Origin of the sequence: Streptomyces sp. NPDC029044 (assembly GCF_040637495.1) — a bacterium.
GTDB lineage: Bacteria > Actinomycetota > Actinomycetes > Streptomycetales > Streptomycetaceae > Streptomyces.
In genome coordinates this window covers 1-20,393 of record NZ_JBEZWN010000069.1, presented here as the reverse complement: position 1 = coordinate 20,393, position 20,393 = coordinate 1, and the positions used below count along the sequence as shown (strand labels likewise).

Sequence of the window (20,393 nt, the reverse complement as noted above, 5' to 3'; positions counted from 1 at the left end):
GGTCGGTGGTCCTGGCCATGGCTGCCGCCGGATCCGTGCTGGCGGGGCCGGCCGGCTCCGCGTTCGCCGCGGGGACGGGCATGCGCGCCGATCTGCGGGCGGATGTGAACCGCGACGGGCGGGTCGACGTCACCGGCGGCAGCGACAACCGGGGTGAGGACGGCTGGTCCGTCGACCGCGGAGCCGTGTTCCTGCCCAACATCGATGACGACGCCAAGCGGTGCCCGGTGACCGCGCCCGATGGCGAGCCGCTGTCCGACGCCAAGCTGGCCGCGTGCAACGACGGCTCCGACACGAAGGTCAACGGCACCGAGGACGCGGCCGACCTCGCCCGGGTCCGTTCCGTGCCCCAGCCCGGCCTCCCCGCGGACGCCACGGGCCGTCTGAAGATCGCCACGGGCGGCAAGCACGCCCACCTCTTCCTCGAGCGGGCCGGAAAGTGGATCCCCGCGACGTCCGCGACCCGGCTGACGGCCGCCGAGTTGCGCTCCGGTGTGGAGTTCGGTGTCGAGGCCACCGACGTCGTCCGCGACACCGCGAAGTGGGACGGCCGTGCGGTGGTCCGGCTGACGGTGACGTCCGGACGGAAGTCGACGTCCGACGCCGTGACCCTGCGCGTCGCGCCGCTGCTGACGCAGCACCACCTTCAGAACACCCAGCAGGTGATGGTGTCCAAGGTCCAGGGCGACGGGCCGGACAGCCGTCTCCAGCGGGAGTTCGTCGCCGCCCTCGACAAGGAGGTCAAGAAGGCCGGGGTCACGACGCCTCTGATCACCTTCGAGATGTACGCCGACCGCTGGGCCCAGGACTTCGTCGAACCGGCCTACGTCAGCATGACCGGGCCGGGCGGCCAGCGGCAGGTGATGCGCGTGATGCTGCGTTCCGCCCAGCCGAACCGGGATGCGGGCCGGGAGCTGTTCGAGAGGATGCGCGGCCGGGACATCGGTGTCGTGCAGGTGACCGACGAGGCGGAGCCCGACGACTGGTCGCTGAACTCCATGGGCAATCTGGAGACCATCCCGCCCTACGCTCACGGCGGACGCTCCTTCCCGGCCGGGCGGATCATCATGGGCGAGCGCAAGGACAGCGGGGCGCGCCCGTCGAAGGTGATGCGGACGATGCTCACGGCGCAGGGGTTGCAGAACCCGCTGCTGCTGGACACCTCCTGGCTGGGCGTGGGCCACGTCGACGAGTTCGTGCAGTTCCTGCCCGCCGACACCCCGCGCGGCTGGCGCATCGGCATCGCCGACCCGAAGGCGGGGCTGCAACTGCTGCGCGACGCCGAGCGCGACGGCCACGGCAGGACGAAGATGTTCTCCGTGCCGGGACGCAGTGGCACTCCGGCGCCCAAGGAGACCATCGACCAGGCCCTCGCCTCCCGTCACCTGGTGGCGGACAACGAGATGGCGGCGCGTCGCATCGCGGCCAACCTGGAGATCCTCAAGCGCGAGACGGGGGTCACCGACGAGGAGATCGTGCGGGTGCCCGCCCTCTACACCCGTGACTCGGAGGCTCTGACCGCCGACGGACAAGAGGTTCCCGTGCCGCGTCTGACGCGCATGGGCGCCGGTTCCGACCTCGTGGACAGCCTCCGGGAGCAGGGCCAGCAGAAGTGGCTAGCCGAGAATCCCGCCTCTGGCGCTGCGGCTCCGGCGACGGTGACGACCAGCGCCTACGTCCCCGGTGCGGTCAACGGCGTGCTCCTGGGGCGTGACCGCTACCTCGCGCCCCGCCAGTGGGGGCCCGTCATCGGCGGCAAGGACATCTTCACGGAAGCCGTCACCGCCGCCTACCAGCGGGTCGGGCTGAAGGTCTCGTACATCGACGACTGGTACACGTACCACCTCGGCATGGGTGAGGTGCACTGCGGCACCAACACCCTGCGCGACGCGACGGCCGCATGGTGGCAGCGTCCGGTGGCGAACCGCAACGGGGCGTAGACGGGGGGGTGGTTCGGCTGCGGCTGCGGGGCCCGTCGTACCGCTGGTCCGTGACGGGCGCCGGGCGAGGAACGGGCCGGGTTCGCTCGCATCCGGGGCTTGCGCCTGCTCGCCGCCCCGCAGGAGGCCCCGGCGCCTCGCAGCGGCACCGGCTGTGACGGTGGCGGCCGTCACAGCCACCGTTGTGCCGCCTCGACGCTGTCACCGCCGCTGGTGTTGAACGCGATGGCGGCCTGCGGCGCATGGCGGCGAATCAGGTTGACGACCTGCTCGAAGAGCGGCAGCAGCGGCTCGGCCTTGCGGATTCCACCGCCGACGACCACGACGTCCCACGGGTGGCCGGCCAGCGACGCGATGAGGGTGGGCTCGGCTGCCGCGTCGAACGCGATCAGCGTCATGGCGGCTTCGATGCCGTGCTCGCCGAACCGGGCCAGCTCCGCGTCGAGAGCAGCACGCAGGGCCTCCCCGTCGACACCCGGTATCGCCTGAGGGTCGTAACCCACGACAAGTGCGGAAGACATGCGGGCACCCTACCGGGCCCGCCTCCACGGGATCCGGCTCGCCGGCATCAGCCGGCCTGCGCCGGATCAGTGCCCGGCGGCCGCCTTCACCAGGGCGACCGCCACACCGATCGCCGCGTCCGCGAGGCCCGCCACCGACGCCGCCAGGACGCCGCCTCCCATGCGCAGCCCGCCCAGACAGCCCCACAGGAAGAGGGAGAGGACGCCCACTCCCGCCGCCGTCAGCAGCGCGGCGTGCAGGGACAGGACGTCCAGCGCGGCCAAGGCGATGAGCACGGCCGGACCCAGGGCGCAGGACAGCAGCGGGCTGCTGACGTACAGCATGCGGCGCAGCTCGCGGCCGGTGGCAAGGTGACGGTGGACCGTGCGGTGGGCCTGCTGGTCGGCGACGAACGCCGCGAGCCACAACCCCAGCGCGGTCGTCACGACCGTGGCGACGGCGCCCAGGGGACCCACGTCACCGAGGGACAGTCCGACCACGACGGCGATCATCGTGATGGTCGCGTAGATCCGTTCCTTGAGACGGTCCGCCAGTACGGCGGCCTCCGTTCCGGGCGGCACATCCGCTCGCCGGTCGTCCGCCACCTGATGCCCCTCACCTGTCCCGGGACGCGGGTCCGTCGTCCCCGCTCGGTCGTCATGGCACCCGCGCAGTGCTTACGCCGGTCACGGCCACCAGCATGCCTCCCGCCGTCGCCCCGGACCGGTAACGCCGCTGCCTCGGGGTGGTGGAGCCACAGCTCCGCGGGCAGAACCCGTAGACCCCCTGGGCCTAGGCCCCGCGCAGCGCGAACGAGGCGTACCGGTGCTCGCGTCCGCGCTCACGGGCCGGGGTGTGCTCGGCGTGATTCCGCCACGCCTCGGTCGACTCCCCCTCCCTCCGGTACGACATCGTGACACCCGGGCCGTCCGCCCCGCGGGCGGAGTCGCCACCGGGGAATCCCGGCTGGTCGGCAGCGCGTTTCAGCATCGCTCGTTCGGCTCCGCGCGGCCGTTGTCGCCTGCCGTACGGCCGGCGGTGAACACCACGGCGTAGTAAGGCCGGGCGGGCGGCGACGCGGACGCGGCATTCGGCCACGGAGATGCTCCGACAGACGGCACCGGCGGCTTCGCCCGCAACGATCTCGCGCACCCTTCCGGGCGCACGGCCACCCGGCCGGGCAACTCCTGATTGGCCGTGTGACGTCTGTTCAGCAGGGGTGAGCGGCCATAAGGTGAGCGGCCTTCGCGTTCTGGGGAGGTCTCGTGAACGGGCTTCGCGCGGTCGTCGTCTGCCTCGTGATCGCGTGTGCCGCGGTGGTGTCGCCGGCCTCGGCCGTGGCACCGGGCTGGTCGGCGCTGCCGGTGCCGGCGGCGGCTCCGCCGGTGACGGTGTCCGACCTCGCCGCCCGCGGGCCGGGCGAGGCGTGGGCGACCGGGTACGAGCACGCCGCCGACGGACTGCGGCCCCTGGCGTACCGGTTCGACGGCACGGCGTGGAGCCGGGACACCGGATTCCCCGGCGCCGGCGAGCCGGGATGGCTCGGCAAGGTGCAGTTCGTCGGCGAGGAGATGTGGACCTTCCACCACCGCTCGGGTTCGGGCGCCATCCTGCGCCGGTCGGCGCAAGGCTGGAGCACCGTGCCGCTGCCGCAGACCCTGTGGACCTACCAGGACTTCGCCGCCGTACCGGGTGCCGCGTGGGTGGTGGGTGAGGACGACACCGGGCTGAAGGTGCTGCACTACGACGGCTCCGCCTGGACCGCGCAGTCCACCCCGGACGGTGTCCGGTACGTCATGGGGATCACCGCACGCTCCGCCACCGACGCCTGGGCCTGGGGAGACACCGGCACCGGGACGACCGTCCTGCGCTGGAACGGCACGACGTGGCGGGACGCGAAGGTGCCGCTGCCGCAGGACAGCAACGTGCACACGATCCTGCCCGAACCGTCCGGCCGGGTCACCGTCGGCGGCAGCCGGTACACCGACGGTGTCGCCCGCACCTGTCTGACGACCTGGAACGGGCACGCCTGGCGCACCACCTACCCCCCGCTGGGCGACACCTCCACCGAGGCCATGGTGCGCGGTCCGGACGGCGCGCTGTGGCTGCCGGTACGCAGCGACCACGCGTTCCAGTCGAAGTACGCGCGCCTGGACGGCCCCCGCACCACCTTCTCCTACGGTCCCGAACGCACGAACGCGATCGTCGTCAGGCCTCGGGCACTGGCGAGGGCGGGGTCCGCGCTGCTGTCCTTCGGGACCGTCGAGATCTACGGCTCGAAACCCCGTCTGATGAGCGAGCGGCTGGGAGGCTGACCATGGCACGAAGACTTCTCGTCGCCGCCCTCGCCATCGCCCTGACGATCATGGCCGGGATGAGCCCGGCCGGAGCGGACACCGCGTCCTGGCAGCACGTTCCGGTCCCGGCGCAGGTGCGTCCGCAGGCCGGGCTGAACGAGGCCGTGGCCTTCGGGCCGGACCGGGCCTGGGCGGTGGGTGCCGACGCCGTCGGCCGCGAGGCGCCGGGCTTCCCGCTGGTGCTGCGCTGGGACGGAACGGCGTGGCAGCGCCAGGGCCTGCCCGGGATCCGCTGGCAGGGGGAGCTGCTGTCCGTCGCCGGGACGTCACCGGCGGCGCTCTGGGCGGTCGGCCGCGACACGGCGGGCGGCACCCACCTGCTCCGCTTCGACGGCGAGGCCTGGTCCGAGAGCCGGCCGCCGCGCGATGTGGTGCTGACCAAGGTCGTCACCGGCGGCGGTGAGACCTGGCTGATCGGCACGCGGGACGGCGCGCAGGTGCTGCTGCGCCGGGACGGGCGCGGCTGGCAGGACGTGCCGGCACCGCCGGGAGCCGTGTACGGCCTGCACGTCCTGGCGGCGGACGACGTCTGGGCCGCGGGCGAGACCGCCTCGGGTGCGGCGGTGTCGCACTGGGACGGGCGGGCGTGGCGGCAGACGGTCGTGGACGGGTTCCCGCGGTCGGCCGTCGGCAGTGTGCTGGCGGTGTCGCCGACGGAAGTGTGGGCGGGTGGTACAGCCGGGTTCGTCGGCGGGCCGGTGGGCCGGCCGATTCCGCCCCTGCTGGTCCGCTGGGACGGGCAGACCTGGAACCGGGTGACCGTGCCCACCGACTTCGGCGGCATCACGTCACTGGCGCCCAGCGCGTCCGGCGGGCTCGGCTGGGTCTCGGTGGCCCGCTCGCAGAAGTGGGGCCCGCCCGGCAGCACTCCTCCGTGGGTCCCCGGGCCGGACTTCCTCGCCTGGAACGGCCAGGCGTTCACCGAGTACGCCGAACCGGCGGTGGCAGGCGAGGGTGACTCCAGGACGCTGCGGCTGGCGCCGGTGCCGGGCACGGCGACGGTGTGGTCGGTCGGCCGCGCCGACGGCCCCGAGGGCACCTTCGCCCCGCGCGTCCTGCGGTACGGCTGAGACGCCCTGCCGATCAGGCGACGCGGCCGCCCGTCAGTGGCGGACCAGACAGAACGGGTGCCCCGCCGGGTCGGCATAGATCCGCCAACTCCGCCCGCCCTCACCGACGTCCAGCACTGTTGCCCCCCGTTCCAGCACCTGCTCTTCGGCCCGGTCCAGGTCCGCGACTGCGAAGTCGAGGTGGAACTGCTGCGGTCTGGCCGGGTCGGGCCACGCGGGCGGCCGGTAGGGCGTCACCCGCTGGAAGGCGAGGACGACACCGGACGCCGTGTGCAGCGTCGCCCAGGCGTCGCTCAGCGCCCACCTCCGGTCCGGCTGGTTGACGGTGCCACCGAGAAGCGACCGGTAGAACACGGCCAGTTCCACCGGATCGGGACAATCCAGCACCACGCACTGCAGGTCGGCGATCACGGGCCGATCCTAGGCGGTGGCTCTTCGCCCGCTCTCTGCGGACGAAGCGCCACCGTCCGGGTGGGACCGGGTCCTTGGTGTCACCGGGAGCGAGAAGCGAGGTACTGCTCGACGCCCGGCGCGGTGCGGGCGTCTTCGACGTTCACCGCGGCTCCCACCGCATGGGCGTCCGGCTTGTGCACGTACGTCGAGGTGTTCGCGGGCTGCGCCTTGTCGGAGAAGTCCTGCGCGGTGCCGAGACCGACGTCGACACCGGACTGGGAGCGGTGGGCCTTGACCACGTCCTCGCGGGAAAGGCTGCCGTTCTCACAGGCCTTCTTCAGATCCCTGCCCATCAGCTGGGCGGCGTTGTAGCCGGAGAGCACGCCGGAGTCGACGAGGGAGCCCGGGTACTTCTTCTTGTAGGCGGCGACCATCTTGCGCACCCCGGGCAGGTCGGAGCTGACCGCGGGTGCTGCGCTGACCACGTTCAGCATGGCCGCCAGAGCGGGGGCGGCCGGGGTCTTCATCAGCTGCGGCGCGTAGCCGGGGGCGCTGCTGACGACGGGCACCTTCAGGCCACGGGAGGCCGCCACGCCGACCAGCGAGGCCGTCTGGGCCGGCCCCGCGCTGATCAGGATCGCTGTGACGCCCTCCTTGCGCAGGGCCGAGACCTGTGCGGACAGGTCGGTGTCCGTGGCCTTGATCTTCTGCCCGGCCAGCTTGAGGCCCGCCTTCTTCGCGGCCCACCGCGACCCCTCCAGCGCATTCGCGCCGTAGTCGCCCTCGAAATAGACGTGGCCGATCGTGTCGCCCTTGGCGAGCCCCTTGGAGCGGGTGAGGAAGTCGACCGCGGCGATCATGTCGATGTCGTAGGTGGTGCCCAGGACCTGGACCGCGTCGCGGTCGAGCAGGGAGGCGGCCCAGGCCTGCGGGAAGGTGAGGACCTTGTCCCGCTCGATGTCGTCGAGCAGCGCGGCCATCACGGGCGAACCGATGACCTGGGGCAGCGCCACGACGTCCTGGGACAGGTCGGCGTAGGCGGTGACGGCCTTCTGGACGTCGTAGCCGTGGTCCTTGACCACGATCTCGACGCGCCGGTCGCAGATGCCGCCACGGGCGTTCACCTCGTCCGCCCACATCTGCTGGGCCTGCACGATGCTCTTGCCGAGGGTCGCGTAGGGGCCGGTGAGGTCCGTCAGGGCGCCGAGTCTGATGGTCTTTCCGGTCACGCCGGGCCCGGTCTTGATGCCGTCGGCGCCGTCGTCCGTGCTCCCGGAGGAGCCGGCCTTGGAGCTGCATCCGGTGCCCGCGAGCAGCAGGGCGGCCAGGGCCGTGGCCAGGAGCGTCCTGGTGCGTGGTGCGGCGCGGTGCGTGTGGTGGTGCGTGGGCTTCACGGGGTGGGCTCCTTGGCTCGGACGGCAGACGTGTGCGGTCGGGACGGGGTGGTGGTGCCGGTGGGTGGTGGGGCGGTCCGGCGGCCACGCAGGCGGGCGCGCAGACGGCGGGCCAGGCCGTGCAGGCCGTCGGGGGCGAAGAGGAGGATGAGGACGATCGCCGCTCCGTAGAGGTAGCGGGCGGCTTCGGTGGGGCCGACCGTGCCGTCGGTGGTGCCGGGCGCGGCCACCAGCGGAAGCTGGTCGGCGTAGCGGGTCATCAGCAGGGGCAGCGCGGTGACGAAGACGGCGCCCGCGGTGGCTCCGGCCACCGACCCGAGACCGCCGATGACGATCATGGCGAGGTAGTCGACCGACAGCACGAGGCCGAAGTAGTCGGGCACGACGCGGCGGAAGGAGAGGGCGAGCATCACTCCGGCCAGGCCCGCGTACATCGACGACACCACGAAGGCCGCCGAGCGGTGGCGGGAGACGTTCACGCCCATCACGGCCGCCGCGGTCTCGCTGTCGCGCAGCGCCACCAGGGCGCGTCCCGGCCGGCCGCGGAGGATTCCGCGTGCGGTGAACCAGGTGACCGCGAACAGCGCCAGTCCCAGGTACCAGAGCCGTTCCTCAGCGCCGAACGGGACGCCCAGCAGGGTCAGTTCGGAGTCCGAGGAGAAGGAGAAACCGGCCAGTTCCAGGGGCGGCACCGAACGGCCGTTGAAGCCGCCGGTGACGGAGTCGGCTGTCAGCAGGACGTGGTGGCCGAGGAAGACCAGGGCCAGGGTGGCGACGCCCAGGTAGATGCCGCGCACCCGGCCGGCGACGGGGCTGAAGATCCCACCGGCCGCCCCGGCGAGCAGCACCGCGAGCACGGCGGCCACGGCGGTGGGCAGGCCCGGTCCGGGTTCACCGGCCAGCCAGACGTATCCGTAGGCGCCCACGGCCAGGAAGAAGGCGTGCCCGAGGGAGAGTTGGCCCGCTGTGCCGGAGAGCAGCCCCAGGCCCACCGCGCCGACGGCTGCCGCCATGGAGAACAGTCCGATGCGCAGCCAGAACGCGTCGAGGTAGAAGGGCAGGGCGCACAGGACGGCGACGGCCGTGAGGGTACGGCCCAGCCGGATCGCGCGGGCGCGCGGGAGTCGCTCAGACACGGACCGCCGCCTTCCCGCCGAACAGCCCGGTCGGCCGGACCAGCAGCACCAGCACCATCACCGCGTAGGGGGCGACGTCGCCGAACCCCTCGCCCAGGACGTGCAGTTCGGACTGGTAGCCCGCGACGAGCGCCTCGGTCATGCCGATCAGCAGACTGCCCGCGAGGGCGCCGGGCGGCGAGGCCATGCCGCCGAGGATCGCCGCCGGGAACGCCTTCAGGGCGATCTGTCCGGTCGTGCGCTCCAGGCCGGGTGCGGGGAAGGCGGCGAGGAAGACCGCCGCCAGTGCGGCCAGCGCTCCGGCCAGGCACCACGCCAGCATGCGGACCCGCACCAGCCGTACGCCCATCAGGGACGCCGCCTCGACGTCCTCGGCCGACGCGCGCAGCGACAGGCCCCACGTGGTGTACCGGAACAGGGCGAAGACACCGGCGATGACCACGGCGGAGACCACGATCGCGGCGATACGGCTGTCCGCGACGGTCACCGGCCCGAGCCCGCTCACCGAGTCGCCCCAGGGGTCGCCGAGCGAGAGCAGATCGCCGCCGATGCGCCGCGACAGGTCGGTGAGGATGAGGATGTCGACGCCGATGGTGACGATGGTCTGCACATGGGCGGTGTGCGGGTCCGGCCCGCCGGCCTGGAGCAGGAAACGGTCCATGGCTCCGGCCACGGCCGCCGTCACCAGGACGGACACGGCGAGGGCCCCGGCGAACCCCAGGTCGTCGTGGAGTACGGCGGTGAGGTAGCCGCCGAGCAGCAGCAGGGAACCGTGGGCGAAGTTCATGACGCCGGAGGCCTTGAAGATGATGACGAAGCCGAGGGCGACGAGGGCGTAGACCGCGCCCAGGGCCAGTCCGTTGAAGACGTTGTCCAGGAGGGAGGTCACGCCGCGTCCTCCTGCCCGGTGCCGATGCCGAGGTAGGCGCGCAGCACCTCTGGGTCGCTGCGGACCTCGTCCGGGGTGCCGTGCGCGATACGGCGGCCGAAGTCGAGGACGGTGACCTCGTCGGCGAGCCGCATCACCAGGCCCATGTCGTGCTCGACCAGCACGACGGACAGGCCGAGTTCGGCCCGTACGGTGTGCACGACCTCGACCGTGCGGACGCGTTCGGCCGCGTTCATCCCGGCGACCGGTTCGTCCAGGAGCAGCACGCTGGGCTCCAGGCAGAGGGCGCGGGCGAACTCCACGCGTTTGCGGTCGCCGTAGGAGAGCAGGGCGACAGGGTGGTCGAAGTGCTCTGCCAGGCCGGTGAGTTCGGCGATCTCGCGGGCCCGGGCGAGGTGTTCGCGCTGTTCGCGCCGTGCGTGCGGCAGGCGCAGCGCGCCAGCGGCGAACCCGGAGCGGGACAGGGCGTGGCGGCCGAGCATCAGGTTGTCGGCGACCGTGCCCTGGGTGGTGACGATGTTCTGAAAAGTGCGGGCCATGCCGAGGGCGGCGATGCGGTGGGGCGCCAGCCGGGTCAGGTCTGCGTCCCCCAGCCGTACGGTGCCCGTGGCCGGGCGGCACAGTCCCGACAGCACGTTGAAGCAGGTGGACTTGCCCGCTCCGTTGGGTCCTATCAGTGCGTGGACGGAGCCCGGGGCGACGGTGAACGACACCGCGTCCAGGGCGGTGAGTCCGGCGAAGCGGACCGTCACGTCGGTGACGGTGAGTTCGGGCGGTGCGGTGGTGCGGACGGTCACGCGGCTCCCTGCCCCTCGGTGGTTCCGGCTCTCTGTGCGGTCTCGGTTCCTTCGCCGTCGGTCTCTCCCAGGTACAGGCGCTTCACGGCGTCCGTGCGGGCGAGTTCGTCGGCGGGGCCGGAGAGCCGGACCTCGCCGACCTCCAGGACGTGGGCGGTGTCGGCGAGGGACAGCGCCATGCCCGCGTTCTGCTCCACGAGCAGCACGGCGGTCCCGTGCGCGTTGATCTCGCGGACGACCTCGGCGATCCGGTACACCATCTGCGGGGCCAGGCCCAGGGAGGGCTCGTCGAGCAGGAGCAGCCGGGGCGCGGCCATGAGGGCCCGCCCGATGGCGAGCATCTGCTGCTCGCCGCCGGAGAGCAGGCCCGCTGCCTGCCGGGTGCGTTCGGCGAGGCGCGGGAAGAGCGTGAAGACCCGCTCCCGGGCCTCGGCGACCTGGTCGGGGCGGCGCCGCCCGAGGCCGAGGCCGCCGGAGCGCAGGTTCTCGTCGACGGTGAGCCCGGCGAAGACCCGGCGGCCCTCGGGGACTTGGACGACCCCGGCACGCACGGCGGCGACCGGGTCGCGCCCGTCGAGGTCCGTCGTGCCGTAGCGGATACGGCCGGCCGTGACCGCGCCACGGTGCAGGCGCAGGGTGCCCGACACCGCCCGCAGCAGGGTCGTCTTGCCCGCGCCGTTGGCGCCGAGCAGGGCCACGACCGTGCCGTGCGGGACGGTCAGCGACACGGAGCGCAGGGCGGACAGTGCGCGCCCGTAGGTCACGTCGAGACCCTCGATGTGCAGGGCGGGCTCGTCGTCCGGTGGTGCTTCGGGCATCACGGCTCCTCGGATCCGCGCCGTCGGGCACGGGTGCTTCGGGGGAAGGGCAGCTCACGACAGCACGGGCGCGGGCGGGCGGTACAGGTGTTCGGGCCGGGTGGCTGCGTGGTCCCAATGAGGCCCGGCGGGGATTGTGCGGCTGCCCAGGGGCGGGGGCGCGCTGGACGGGCGGATGCCGGGCGGAGGGGGCGGCGGAGGCGGATGCCGGGCGGAGGGGGGAGCGGGCGGATGCCGGGCGGAGGGGCGGCGGAGGCGGAAGCCGGGCGGAGGGGGCGGCACGGGGATGCGGCGCGGGATGCCGCGCAGAGAGGCCCGCCCGCCGCGGACGGACACCGGGCAGAGCGGCCCGCCGCGGACACCGGGCAGAGGGGTCCAGCGCGGGGCGGAGGCCGGGCGGAGGGGGCGCGGCGCGCCGTTGGGGGACGTCGGCAGGAGGGTGGCGGGTGGCGGGTGCGCCGCGCCCTGGCGGAGGGAGCTACGAGACGCGCGGCGAAGTGCCCTCCGTGCTGCGCACCAGGGAGACCCGCACGCCGCGCGGCGCCGCCGGTGGATGTCCGGTCAGCCGCGCAGCAGCCGGCGGGCCGTCAGGGCCAGGCTGATCTCCACCACATCGTGCGGGCGGGCCAGGGAGCGGCCGATGAGCTGTTCGCAGCGGCGCAGCCGGTTCAGGACGGTGTTCCGGTGGCAGTAGAGCCGTTCACCGGCACGCTGGGCGGAACCCTCGCAGGCGAACCAGGCGACCAGGGTCTCCAGCAGGACGTCCCGGTCGGCCGGTTCCAGGCGCAGCAGCGGGCCGAGCACCCGCTCGGTGAGGGTGGCGCCGAGTTCCGGGCAGGAGACGACCAGCGCCTCGGGCAGGTGCTCGGTGAGCCGGACCGTGCCGCCGTCGGGCGGGCAGATGCTCAGGGCCAGGTCGGCCAGGCGCCGGGCGTCTCCGACGGCGGCGAGTCCCGTCACGGCGCTGCCGACGCCGATCCGGCGGCCCGCGGGGCCGTCGGTGGACAGGGCCAGTGCCGCGACGGGGTCCCGGTCGGCCTCGCCGCCCCCCTCCTCGCCGACCAGGACGATGCCGTGGTCCACGTCCACACCCGCGTGCCAGTAGGTGCTCCCACCGGGTGGGAGGTCCCGCGGCCGGCCCCCGGCGACCGCGACGACGACGAACCGGCCGTGCTCCGGCAGGCACAGTCGCTCGGCCGTCTCGGGCAGGTCCGCGATCCGGCTCGTGCCTTCCAGCAGGGCAGCCGCCAGCAGGCGCACCCTGTTCTCGCGCCGCCAGGCCAGCTGCCGCTCCGCCTGCCGGTAGGCGTCCGCCACGAGGGTGCAGTGCTCGTCGACGAAGTTCCACACGTCGGTGGCCACGTGCACGAGCAGCCGGATGTCCTCGGGCTCCGAGCGGGTGGTCTCCTCGACCAGCCGCTGCCACACCAGGGACCCGCCCAGCCGGAACGCGTGCAGCAGGGCGTCCAGCGGCAGTCCCTGTTCGGCGCGGGTGGCGCCGATCCGCCAGGTGCAGCGGTGGGCGGCCTCGCGGGTCCCGCGCGGGTCGAGCAGCGACGTCACGCTGTGCCGCAGCGAGCGGTAGGCCTCCTGCCAGGTGGCGGCGTGGTCGTTCTCCAGCGCCGTCCGGTACGCCGGTTCCTGCTCGCGCAGGACCGCCAGCAGCCGGTCGGTCAGATCCGGCAGGTCGTCGAGCAGGACCCGGGCGGCGCGGTGCAGGACGCGCAGCGCGTCGGCGTCGATCAGCGACCGGATCCGCCGGGACCGCGGCTGCGGGACGGGTGTCGGCCCGGCGCGGAACGTCGTACGGGTGCGTGCGGCAGGATGCATGGCGGTCCTCCCCCGGCTTCGGCCCCACGGCGGCCCCGTGCCGTCCGGGCGCAGCGGCGTCCGGCGGGTGCGCTGCCCCGTTCGGCGCCGTCACCCGCGTAGTGCTGCTTCGAAGAATGGCATACCGTCCGGTCGGTCCCCAGGGTCGTGCGGCGTCTTCTCCGTGCGGTCGCCGGGATTTCCGGGGTTCAGCGGTGCTCTTGGTCGACCATGCGGGCCAGCTCGATGCGGGAGCGCACGCCGAGAACGGCGAAGACGTTCCGCAGGTGGTAGTCGACCGTGCGGGTGCTGACGGCGAGCCGCTGGGCCACCTCCCTGTTGGTGGCGCCGTCGGCCACGTGGCGTGCGATACGCAGTTGCTGCGGCGTCAGCCGTGCGAGTCCCGCGGCCGGCTCCTTCCCGGACGCGGCGCCGTTGGCGCGCAGCTCGCCGCGTGTCTGGTCGGCCCAGGCGCCGGCCCCGCAGCGTTCGAAGGCGACCAGGGCGGCGCCGAGCCGGCCACGCGCCTCCCGCAGCCGGCGGCGGCGCCGCAGCCACCGGCCGTACAGAAGCTCGGTCCGCGCCCGCTCGAAGTCGCCCCCCGACCCGTCGTGCAGGGCGAGCGCCCGCAGGTAGAGGTCGTCGGCCTCGCGGTCGTCCACGGCGAGCAGGGCCCGGCAGCGCGCGAGCTGGGCCGGCGCGTGCGGATCGGCGCCGAAGTCGGCCCAGCGGGCGAGGTCTCCGAGGGGCCCCCGGGCGTCCTCCGGCTGCCCGGCGAGTACCGCGGCCTCGACGAAGCAGGGCACGGCGAGCATCCAGACGGCGAAGTGGCCACGCCGGGGGCCGGGTCCGACGAGCGGGGCGAGCCGGTCGGCGGCGTCCAGGGGACGGCCGCGGGCCAGGTCGGCGCGGGCGGTGGCCCACTCGGCCAGGGTCGCCGCCTGGGCCAGGCCGTGGCGGCGGGCGGTGGCCAGGGCGGCCGAGGCGTATCCGGAGACCGCGGCGGTGTCCCCCTCGATCGAGGCGGCCAGAGCGAGCAGCGCGTGGTGGCTCGCCGCGGTGTTGCGATGGCCGGCCAGCAGCGACGCGCGCACGCCCTCCTCCGCGTGGGCACGCGCCTGTGCGTGGCGGCCGGCGCGCAACTCGCCGTAGGCCAGGTACTCCAGGGCCCGTGCTTCGGAGGCGACGCACTCCGCGTTGCGGGCGACGGCGAGGGCGCGGGCTCCCGCGGCGCGGGCGGCGTGGACGTCGCCGAGCAGCAGGGCCGCCGACGCGGCGCGCAGCAGCCGCTCCGGAGGGTCGTCTGGGCGCACTCGGCTCAGTACGCGCCGCAGCGGACCGGCGGCGCGCTCCGGCCGCCGGTCCAGCAGGGCGCGCATCCCGTCGCGGTAGTCCCGGAATAAGGGGTCGCGGTCACGTCCCCGCCCGGGACCGCACAGCTCCGGCCACCCGCATCCGGCGGGAGGGACGGTGAGGCTCGTGCCGTCGGTCGGTTCTCCGGCTGTGACGGTGGCCGGTGCGGCGGGCCCGCCTGCCGACCCCGGGGGGTCCGGGCCGTCGAGAGCGGTCAGACAAGCCGTGACGTCGCCCGACGCCCAGGCGGCGTCCGCAGCGCAGAGGAGGGCGGCCTCGGCCTCGTCCGGGGCGCCGGCGGCGAGCAGGGCCGCGGCCAGCAGCAGGGTCTCGCGTGCGTCGTCCACCGGGCCGTCGAACAACTGCCGTCGGCCACGCGCGAGTTCGGCATGACCGCGGTCCTCGACGGACGACCGGGCGGCGTCCCGGCCGTACCGGCTCCCGGCGCGGGGAGTCGTCCGTGCCCTGCTTCCGTCTCCGCTCACCCCACGGAGGTTACTCGCGCGTAGGGAAGACCGGAAGGTTGACGTCCGTGCGTCCCGAGGGGTGAACCCACGGCCCCACCTGCGCTTTGATCGGGCCTGGCCCCTGACCGCGTTGTGCCCCGGCCCAATGACCGGCTGTCTCGCGTGTGCCCCGGCACGGCACCGGCGGCGGACACGTCGCGCATGTCCGCCGCCGGGCCCCGGTTGTGTCAGGAGCCGTGGGGGCAGTTGCCCCGGTACTCCTCGATGGTCACGCTCGGCCGGGGCAGCGGGCACAGGAACTGCTCGTAGCGGGTGTCGTTGTCGATGAACCGCTTGAGCCAGGAAATGCTGTACTTCGCGATCGTGGTGTTCGACGAGTTGGGCGTGAAGTGGGTCGCCGAGTTCAGCTCCAGGTAACCCCGGTCCAGCGAGGAGGACAGGCTCGTGTAGAAGGGCTCGGAGTGGGAGGAGACGGGGGCGATGGTGTCTCCGTCGGCTCCGAAGATCAGGGTCGGCGTGGTGAGCTCGGGCCAGGTCTTGTCGAGGTTCCACGGGGTCAGCGGGATCGCCGCCTGGAGGGCCGGACGCGACTTGGCGGCCTCCAGACTGCCGCCGCCGCCCATCGAATGGCCCATGACGCCGAGGCGGGAGGCGTCGACGCGGCTCCGCACCGGGCTGCGCTCGGTGAGGTGGTCCAGGGCGGCCAGCAACTGACGGCCGCGGGAGTCGGGCTGGTCGAGCGTGGTGAGGGTGTCGATGGTGAACACCACGAAGCCCTGGGAGGCCAGGCGCGGCCCGAGCCAGGCGATGGACGACTCGTAGGCGGTGTAGCCGGGCGAGATGGCCACCGCGCCGAAGGTGCCGTCGCTGGTGCTCGTCGGGTAGTAGATGGTGCCGCCGCCGAATCCGGTGACGGACAGCGACGAGACGGACGTCTGCGACACGGCGTACGGGCCGCGGACCGCCTCGATGCCGGCGGTGGTCGGGGCCGGGCCGCGCTCATACGGGTTGTCGGCGGCGTGGGCACCCGGGCCGGTCAGGGGCCCGAGGCCGACGGCGAGCGCAATAGCCGCTGCGGCACCGGCCAGGCGTCCCGCCCGGTGCCCGGATCGGCGGCCGAGGGTGTCACGGGTGCGGGTGGATGAGCGGGCGTGGGGGTGGAGTTGCACGACGAGTCGTCCTCTCAGTCGTGGCGGGCGGCCGTTCGCGGGCACGCGGGACCTGGGGTGTCCGCCGCGTGCCCGCGGTGGGCACCGCCGTCGGGCTGGCCGTGCCACTGTCGGGGACCGGCCACCGCACGGGGACCGGCAATGTCACCGGTCTCGTACGACCGCCGTGCCGACCGGCCTCCTACGACCGCCGTCCCGACCGGTCTCGTACGACCGCCGTCCCGACCGGTCTCGTACGACCGCCGTCCCGGCCGGCCTCCCACGACCGCCGTGCCGGCCGATCCAGTACGACCGCCGTGTAGTCCGGTCTCGTCCCGACACCGCGTCAGCGGCCTCACGCGGCCACCGCGTCACCGGCCTCATGCGGCACCGCGTCACCGAGCCTCATACGCCACCGCGTCAGCGGGCGGTACCGCCCACGGCGAGGCCGAGCCGGTCAGCACCACGCTCGTGACCCGCCCGAGCACACGGTGGACGCGGGGCCCGCGGAGGACCCGTTCGGCCCTGGACGGCGGGCACACGCAGCCGTGAGGGAAGCACGGAGGAGGACGAGGAGCGCCATGACCCAGGGGCAACGGGCAGTCGAGGCGGCGCCGGCGTAGGCAGCGCGCTGCCGTCCTGGCGTGCCGACGCCCTCCACCGCGCGATCGGCCCCCACTCCCGCAAGGAGTGAGACGCCGCCGCTCACCGTCGGCCGGACAACGGGTTCTCCTCCGCAAGGGAACCGGTACGGATGCCGACGATTGCCGAGCGACGGTGAGCGGTCCAGCGAGGGTGGGAGCCCCTCTCACGCGTGACGCCGCACGCGTCAGTCCACGATCACCTCCGTACGCCCCGCCGGAGCCCGCTCGGCGAGCACGGCGCCGAAGTTCCCCTCGACCTCCGCCTTCTCCGCCGCGTTCGGGTACGGGTTGGTGCACGAAATGCCCGCGGTGGAGCCGGACATCAGGCTGGAGCAGGGTCCGGGCTTGCGATCCGGCAGACCCAGGATGTGCCCGAGTTCGTGCGACGAGATACGAATCGTGTCGTAGCCCTGATCGACGGCCTGGCGTCCGATGTACACGGTGCCGTTGCCGAGTGTGGTGGGCAGGGCGCGCGGCCAGCCGTTGTCCGCGAGGACCCGGATGTTCGCTCGTTGCCCCGCTGCGACCGGCCGCAGCTCGACGGCGTCGACGCTCTCGTTCCAGATCGCCGCGCCGCGGTTGACGGCGCTCTTGAACTCCGCGGAGCCGCTGGCGTCATAGGTCAGGACCCGGGCGGCGAGTGGGGCGTCCGCAACTCGGGGGGCGGCGGCCGCGGCCTGGCCGGCCGTCAGGGACAGCGACACCAGACAGGCGGCGGCGACACCGCCGGTCAGCAGTCGGACGTGCATGATCGACCTCCTCGTGGGGAAAGGGCAGTCGTGCTCATGACATTCTTTAGCCCCTTGCCCGGCAAGGTCACCACCGAATCCGGCAAACGGCGTAAGCCGAGCCTCCGCGGGCGTCGGGCCGTCAGGCGGCGGTGGCGACCGAGACGCCGATGGCGTTGAACAACCAGCCGGTGGCCAGCTCCCAACGGCGGCGTACCTGCGGCCTGTCGGGCAGGGCCGCCGCGCACCCCGCCCTGCCCGTCGGCCGCGTCCTGGAGAGCTGCGAGGACCCGGAGCTCTCCTCCGGGGCCCTGAGCAACCCCGGCCTCCCGGCAGAGGTCATGCACCAGTACCTGGACGCGGTGGGCATCCCCCGCTGACGGCGGTGGCGACCCGGAAGACACGGCGCGCGTCAGGCGGTCCTCACCCGCCGCCCGCCCGTCGGCCCCGGGCAGCGGCGGGAGTGCCGTCCCGTGGCTCCACTCCATGACCTGCGGATCTTCGGGCGAACGAGGCTTCGCCCACAGAGCAGTCGCGTCTGCCTGCCACTGGGAGGCGGGAGCCGGCCAGGACTTGACGACGGGTCAGCACGCACCTCGGCCCGGCTCAGGCCTGCTGACGCGTCACGCGGTGGCGGAGGTAGACGACTCGCGCGTTGTAAGTGCGGGTTTCGACGAGTTCGAGATCCACCCGGCGCTCGTCCCGGGGAAAGAACGGGATACCGCCGCCGACGAGCACCGGGTAGACCATCGCCCGGTACTCGTCGATCAGACCCGCCGCGGCCGCCTCGGCGGCGAGCGTCGCGCCGCCGATCGCGATCTCGCCCTCCCCCGGCTCGGCCCGCAACCGCTCGATCTCCTCCGCCACGCCGCCGGAGGCCAGGCGGGCATGGCCCTGTACCGAGGACAGCGTGGTGGAGAACACCACTTTCGGAAGCGGATTCCAGAGCCCGGCCCATTCGAGCATCGTCTCGTCGAGCGAAGGGTCCTGGTCGGCGGTCTCCCAGTAGAGCATCGTCTCGTACAGCCGTCGTCCCATCAGGTGGACGTCGACCTGCCGGATCTCGTCGATCCAGAAGCGGAAGACGTCGTCGCCGGGCACGCTCCAGTCGAAGTCGCCGTCCGGTCCGACGATGTAGCCGTCCAGTGAGACGCTCATCGAATAGGTCACGCTGCGCATCAGAAGACCTCCTCGGTAGCGGGTTCGGCCACCCGGGGGCGCACTCCGCTCACGTCGCCATTTCACCATCGGCGTTCACGGAATGCCCGGTCTGACGCGACCCCGGGCCCTAGGGGGCGCGAAGGACGGGCGGGAGGTCCGCGGAGGCCGAGGGGTGGGCGTGGGCGGCTTGCAGGAACCTGGCGGCGCCGCGGACCGCCGCTGTGTGCGGGGCCGGGACGATGCGCAGCGGTGCCTTCAGTCGAGCAGTGAGGGGGTACGTGATCTCGGGGCGCAGGGCTCCCCCGCCGGCCACGAGGATGCCGCGCCGCAGGGCGTCGGCGCTGAGCGAGGTGCGGTCGTGGCGGCGGACCGCGCTCAGCATCGTGACCACCGCTTCGACGAGTCGCTCGGGCGCGGTCGCGCCGTCGAGGTCGCTGGTCCCCAGAGCCGTGCGGTGCGCGTCGGTGACGGCGCCGTCGCACAGCAGCACCACCTCGGTGAGATGGGCGCCGATGTCCACCACCACCAGCGGCCGGGACATGTCCGCGTCCGCGGCCAGGGCGATGCACCGGGCACTGGGGACGGTCAGGACGCTGCGGGGCCGCAGCACCTCCACCGCTGCACGGGCCCGGGCACGGTAGGCCACGCCGTCCAGGACGGGGGTGGTCACGATGACCAGGGGCCGGGTGAACCGGGGCAGCCGGTTGCCGATCACGCGCTGGAGCATCCGGGAGCACCCCGGGGTGTCGACGATGGTGCCGCGCTGGACGGGGTGGAGTGCGCCGGTTCCGGGGAAAGTGACGGTCGGCACGTCGACGACCGTGCCCTTGCCGGTGAACCAGACGCGGGTGCGGGCGCTGCCCATGTCCAGGGCGATGCCGCAGCAGCGCCGGCACAGGGGCCACGGCCGGTGACGGGCCGGGGCGCCGGACCGGTCCTGGGCGCCGTTCACGGCTGTGCCTCCTTGACCTGCTGGCAGCGGGCGCAATAGCGGGCCTGCGGCACGATCACGAGCCGTTCGCGTTCGATCGGGCGCCGGCACAGGTGGCAGGCGCCGTACGAGCCTTCGTTCATGCGGGTGAGGGCCGCTTCGACGTCGGTGAGGACCATGCGGGCGGAGGCGGCGAGTTTGACGCGGACCTCGATCTGGGCGGCGGCCCGCTGCCGGAGCCGGTCCTCGGCCCGGGAGGTGACCGGCCCGCCGAGCAGGCGCAGTTGTTCCTGGCGGAAGAGGCGCTGCTCGTGGAGGTTCTCGCGCAACGCGGCGAGGTCCTCGGCCGACAGGTGCGTCGTGCTCTCTTCGACGGTCTGGTGGTTCACCACGTCACCCCTTTGCGGCAGGGCGTAGGAGGTCGGTATGGGCGGGGTCAGGCCGTGCGGCGCCGGCAGGCGACGCAGTGGCGGGTGTAGGGCAGGATCTCGAGCCGTTCCGCGGGAACGGGCTTCGCGCAGCCCACGCAGATGCCGTAGCTGCCGTCGTCGATGCGGGTGAAGGCTTCCTCGATCTCTTTCAGCACCCCCTCCATCGCGGTCTTCTGCGCGGACAGCAGGTGATCGTCCGAGCCACGCTCGGTCTCGTCGAGGGCACGCAGCTGAGCCAGCCGGGAGGCGCGGGCGTGTTCCAGGCGTCGGCGGGCCTCGTGCGGGTGGGGCTCGGCCCGGGTGACGTCGAGCGACATGGTCGGTCCTCTTCTCGGCGGCGGAGAGGGCGAGCCCGTTGGGCCAGCCCGCGGCGCGGGTCTCCGACAGCAGGGTGAGGCCGGAACCGTCCGGCAGGTGGACGTCGGC

Annotated in this window: 20 protein-coding genes and 2 pseudogenes; 4 read left to right on the top strand and 18 right to left on the bottom strand. The window is 73.5% G+C overall.

Annotation, left to right across the window (positions count from 1 at the left end; translation table 11 throughout):
* The first annotated feature begins 17 nt into the window (after positions 1–17).
* Positions 18–1,940, top strand: a complete 1,923-nt coding sequence (locus AB0E85_RS33840; RefSeq protein WP_361935542.1) for a protein-arginine deiminase domain-containing protein — start codon at positions 18–20, stop codon at positions 1,938–1,940.
* 170 nt (positions 1,941–2,110) lie between these two features.
* Here AB0E85_RS33840 and AB0E85_RS33835 read toward each other — a convergent pair whose 3' ends face one another.
* The 3 genes from AB0E85_RS33835 to AB0E85_RS33825 form a co-directional block, all read right to left on the bottom strand.
* Positions 2,111–2,461 (bottom strand): hypothetical protein, encoded by a 351-nt coding sequence (locus AB0E85_RS33835; protein ID WP_361935482.1) that lies wholly within the window; start codon positions 2,459–2,461, stop codon positions 2,111–2,113.
* A 66-nt stretch (positions 2,462–2,527) separates the two neighbouring features.
* On the bottom strand, positions 2,528–3,046 hold the full coding sequence (locus AB0E85_RS33830; RefSeq protein ID WP_361935480.1) for a hypothetical protein: 519 nt from the start codon (positions 3,044–3,046) through the stop codon (positions 2,528–2,530).
* A 187-nt stretch (positions 3,047–3,233) separates the two neighbouring features.
* Positions 3,234–3,431: a hypothetical protein gene (locus AB0E85_RS33825; RefSeq protein WP_361935477.1), complete on the bottom strand. Its 198-nt coding sequence runs from the start codon at positions 3,429–3,431 to the stop codon at positions 3,234–3,236.
* Between the two features lie 275 nt (positions 3,432–3,706).
* Between AB0E85_RS33825 and AB0E85_RS33820 the strand changes: the two genes are divergently transcribed.
* Together AB0E85_RS33820 and AB0E85_RS33815 are read left to right on the top strand one after the other, a co-directional pair.
* A complete protein-coding gene (locus tag AB0E85_RS33820) occupies positions 3,707–4,756 on the top strand; it encodes a hypothetical protein (protein WP_361935475.1) in 1,050 nt (349 codons plus the stop codon).
* Positions 4,757–4,758: 2 nt separating this feature from the next.
* Positions 4,759–5,868 (top strand): hypothetical protein, encoded by a 1,110-nt coding sequence (locus AB0E85_RS33815; protein WP_361935472.1) that lies wholly within the window; start codon positions 4,759–4,761, stop codon positions 5,866–5,868.
* 33 nt (positions 5,869–5,901) lie between these two features.
* On the opposite strand, the gene AB0E85_RS33810 is transcribed toward AB0E85_RS33815, so the two are convergent.
* The 10 genes and pseudogenes from AB0E85_RS33810 to AB0E85_RS33765 form a co-directional block, all read right to left on the bottom strand.
* Entirely contained in the window at positions 5,902–6,279 is a 378-nt protein-coding gene (locus AB0E85_RS33810; RefSeq protein WP_361935470.1) for a VOC family protein, read from the bottom strand.
* An 80-nt stretch (positions 6,280–6,359) separates the two neighbouring features.
* Positions 6,360–7,655, bottom strand: coding sequence for an ABC transporter substrate-binding protein (locus AB0E85_RS33805; protein WP_361935467.1), 1,296 nt, complete (start codon positions 7,653–7,655; stop codon positions 6,360–6,362).
* On the bottom strand, positions 7,652–8,761 hold the full coding sequence (locus tag AB0E85_RS33800; RefSeq protein ID WP_361935539.1) for a branched-chain amino acid ABC transporter permease: 1,110 nt from the start codon (positions 8,759–8,761) through the stop codon (positions 7,652–7,654). The genes AB0E85_RS33805 and AB0E85_RS33800 overlap by 4 nt, the downstream gene beginning before the upstream one ends.
* Positions 8,762–8,783: 22 nt before the next feature.
* Entirely contained in the window at positions 8,784–9,680 is an 897-nt protein-coding gene (locus tag AB0E85_RS33795; protein ID WP_361935464.1) for a branched-chain amino acid ABC transporter permease, read from the bottom strand.
* Positions 9,677–10,477 (bottom strand): ABC transporter ATP-binding protein, encoded by an 801-nt coding sequence (locus AB0E85_RS33790; RefSeq protein WP_361935461.1) that lies wholly within the window; start codon positions 10,475–10,477, stop codon positions 9,677–9,679. The genes AB0E85_RS33795 and AB0E85_RS33790 overlap by 4 nt, the downstream gene beginning before the upstream one ends.
* The gene (locus AB0E85_RS33785; protein WP_361935459.1) at positions 10,474–11,295 is read right to left on the bottom strand and encodes an ABC transporter ATP-binding protein; all 822 of its coding nucleotides are present in this window, start codon (positions 11,293–11,295) and stop codon (positions 10,474–10,476) included. The genes AB0E85_RS33790 and AB0E85_RS33785 overlap by 4 nt, the downstream gene beginning before the upstream one ends.
* A 561-nt stretch (positions 11,296–11,856) precedes the next feature.
* Positions 11,857–13,125 (bottom strand): helix-turn-helix domain-containing protein, encoded by a 1,269-nt coding sequence (locus AB0E85_RS33780; RefSeq protein WP_361935456.1) that lies wholly within the window; start codon positions 13,123–13,125, stop codon positions 11,857–11,859.
* A 188-nt stretch (positions 13,126–13,313) separates the two neighbouring features.
* Positions 13,314–14,963: pseudogene (locus AB0E85_RS33775) on the bottom strand (LuxR C-terminal-related transcriptional regulator); the annotation flags it as partial.
* A 188-nt stretch (positions 14,964–15,151) separates the two neighbouring features.
* The gene (locus tag AB0E85_RS33770) at positions 15,152–16,012 is read right to left on the bottom strand and encodes an alpha/beta hydrolase (RefSeq protein WP_361935536.1); all 861 of its coding nucleotides are present in this window, start codon (positions 16,010–16,012) and stop codon (positions 15,152–15,154) included.
* An 889-nt stretch (positions 16,013–16,901) separates the two neighbouring features.
* Positions 16,902–17,465 (bottom strand): snapalysin family zinc-dependent metalloprotease, encoded by a 564-nt coding sequence (locus AB0E85_RS33765; protein ID WP_361935453.1) that lies wholly within the window; start codon positions 17,463–17,465, stop codon positions 16,902–16,904.
* A 149-nt stretch (positions 17,466–17,614) separates the two neighbouring features.
* Between AB0E85_RS33765 and AB0E85_RS33760 the strand changes: the two genes are divergently transcribed.
* Positions 17,615–17,824 (top strand): hypothetical protein, encoded by a 210-nt coding sequence (locus AB0E85_RS33760; RefSeq protein WP_361935451.1) that lies wholly within the window; start codon positions 17,615–17,617, stop codon positions 17,822–17,824.
* A gap of 226 nt (positions 17,825–18,050) precedes the next feature.
* Here the strand turns inward: AB0E85_RS33760 and AB0E85_RS33755 are convergent, their stop codons facing one another.
* From AB0E85_RS33755 to AB0E85_RS33735, 5 genes and pseudogenes are all read right to left on the bottom strand, one after another.
* Positions 18,051–18,623: a dihydrofolate reductase family protein gene (locus tag AB0E85_RS33755; protein WP_361935448.1), complete on the bottom strand. Its 573-nt coding sequence runs from the start codon at positions 18,621–18,623 to the stop codon at positions 18,051–18,053.
* Positions 18,624–18,732: 109 nt separating this feature from the next.
* A complete protein-coding gene (locus AB0E85_RS33750; protein WP_361935446.1) occupies positions 18,733–19,557 on the bottom strand; it encodes a rod shape-determining protein in 825 nt (274 codons plus the stop codon).
* Positions 19,554–19,928: a TraR/DksA C4-type zinc finger protein gene (locus AB0E85_RS33745; protein WP_361935533.1), complete on the bottom strand. Its 375-nt coding sequence runs from the start codon at positions 19,926–19,928 to the stop codon at positions 19,554–19,556. Before AB0E85_RS33745 ends, AB0E85_RS33750 begins: the two co-directional genes overlap by 4 nt.
* A gap of 44 nt (positions 19,929–19,972) precedes the next feature.
* Positions 19,973–20,284, bottom strand: a complete 312-nt coding sequence (locus tag AB0E85_RS33740) for a TraR/DksA C4-type zinc finger protein (protein WP_361935443.1) — start codon at positions 20,282–20,284, stop codon at positions 19,973–19,975.
* Between the two features lie 16 nt (positions 20,285–20,300).
* Positions 20,301–20,393: pseudogene (locus AB0E85_RS33735) on the bottom strand (DNA-binding response regulator); the annotation flags it as partial.

Bases quoted from the DNA above. Each gene is read 5' to 3' on its own strand.
- AB0E85_RS33840 (WP_361935542.1), top strand. From the start codon at position 18: ATGGCTGCCGCCGGATCCGTGCTGGCGGGGCCGGCCGGCTCCGCGTTC.
- AB0E85_RS33780 (WP_361935456.1), bottom strand. From the start codon at position 13,125: ATGCATCCTGCCGCACGCACCCGTACGACGTTCCGCGCCGGGCCGACA.
- AB0E85_RS33760 (WP_361935451.1), top strand. From the start codon at position 17,615: ATGGCGTTGAACAACCAGCCGGTGGCCAGCTCCCAACGGCGGCGTACC.
- AB0E85_RS33835 (WP_361935482.1), bottom strand. From the start codon at position 2,461: ATGTCTTCCGCACTTGTCGTGGGTTACGACCCTCAGGCGATACCGGGT.
- AB0E85_RS33815 (WP_361935472.1), top strand. From the start codon at position 4,759: ATGGCACGAAGACTTCTCGTCGCCGCCCTCGCCATCGCCCTGACGATC.
- AB0E85_RS33825 (WP_361935477.1), bottom strand. From the start codon at position 3,431: ATGCTGAAACGCGCTGCCGACCAGCCGGGATTCCCCGGTGGCGACTCC.
- AB0E85_RS33755 (WP_361935448.1), bottom strand. From the start codon at position 18,623: ATGCGCAGCGTGACCTATTCGATGAGCGTCTCACTGGACGGCTACATC.
- AB0E85_RS33740 (WP_361935443.1), bottom strand. From the start codon at position 20,284: ATGTCGCTCGACGTCACCCGGGCCGAGCCCCACCCGCACGAGGCCCGC.
- AB0E85_RS33785 (WP_361935459.1), bottom strand. From the start codon at position 11,295: ATGCCCGAAGCACCACCGGACGACGAGCCCGCCCTGCACATCGAGGGT.
- AB0E85_RS33765 (WP_361935453.1), bottom strand. From the start codon at position 17,465: ATGCACGTCCGACTGCTGACCGGCGGTGTCGCCGCCGCCTGTCTGGTG.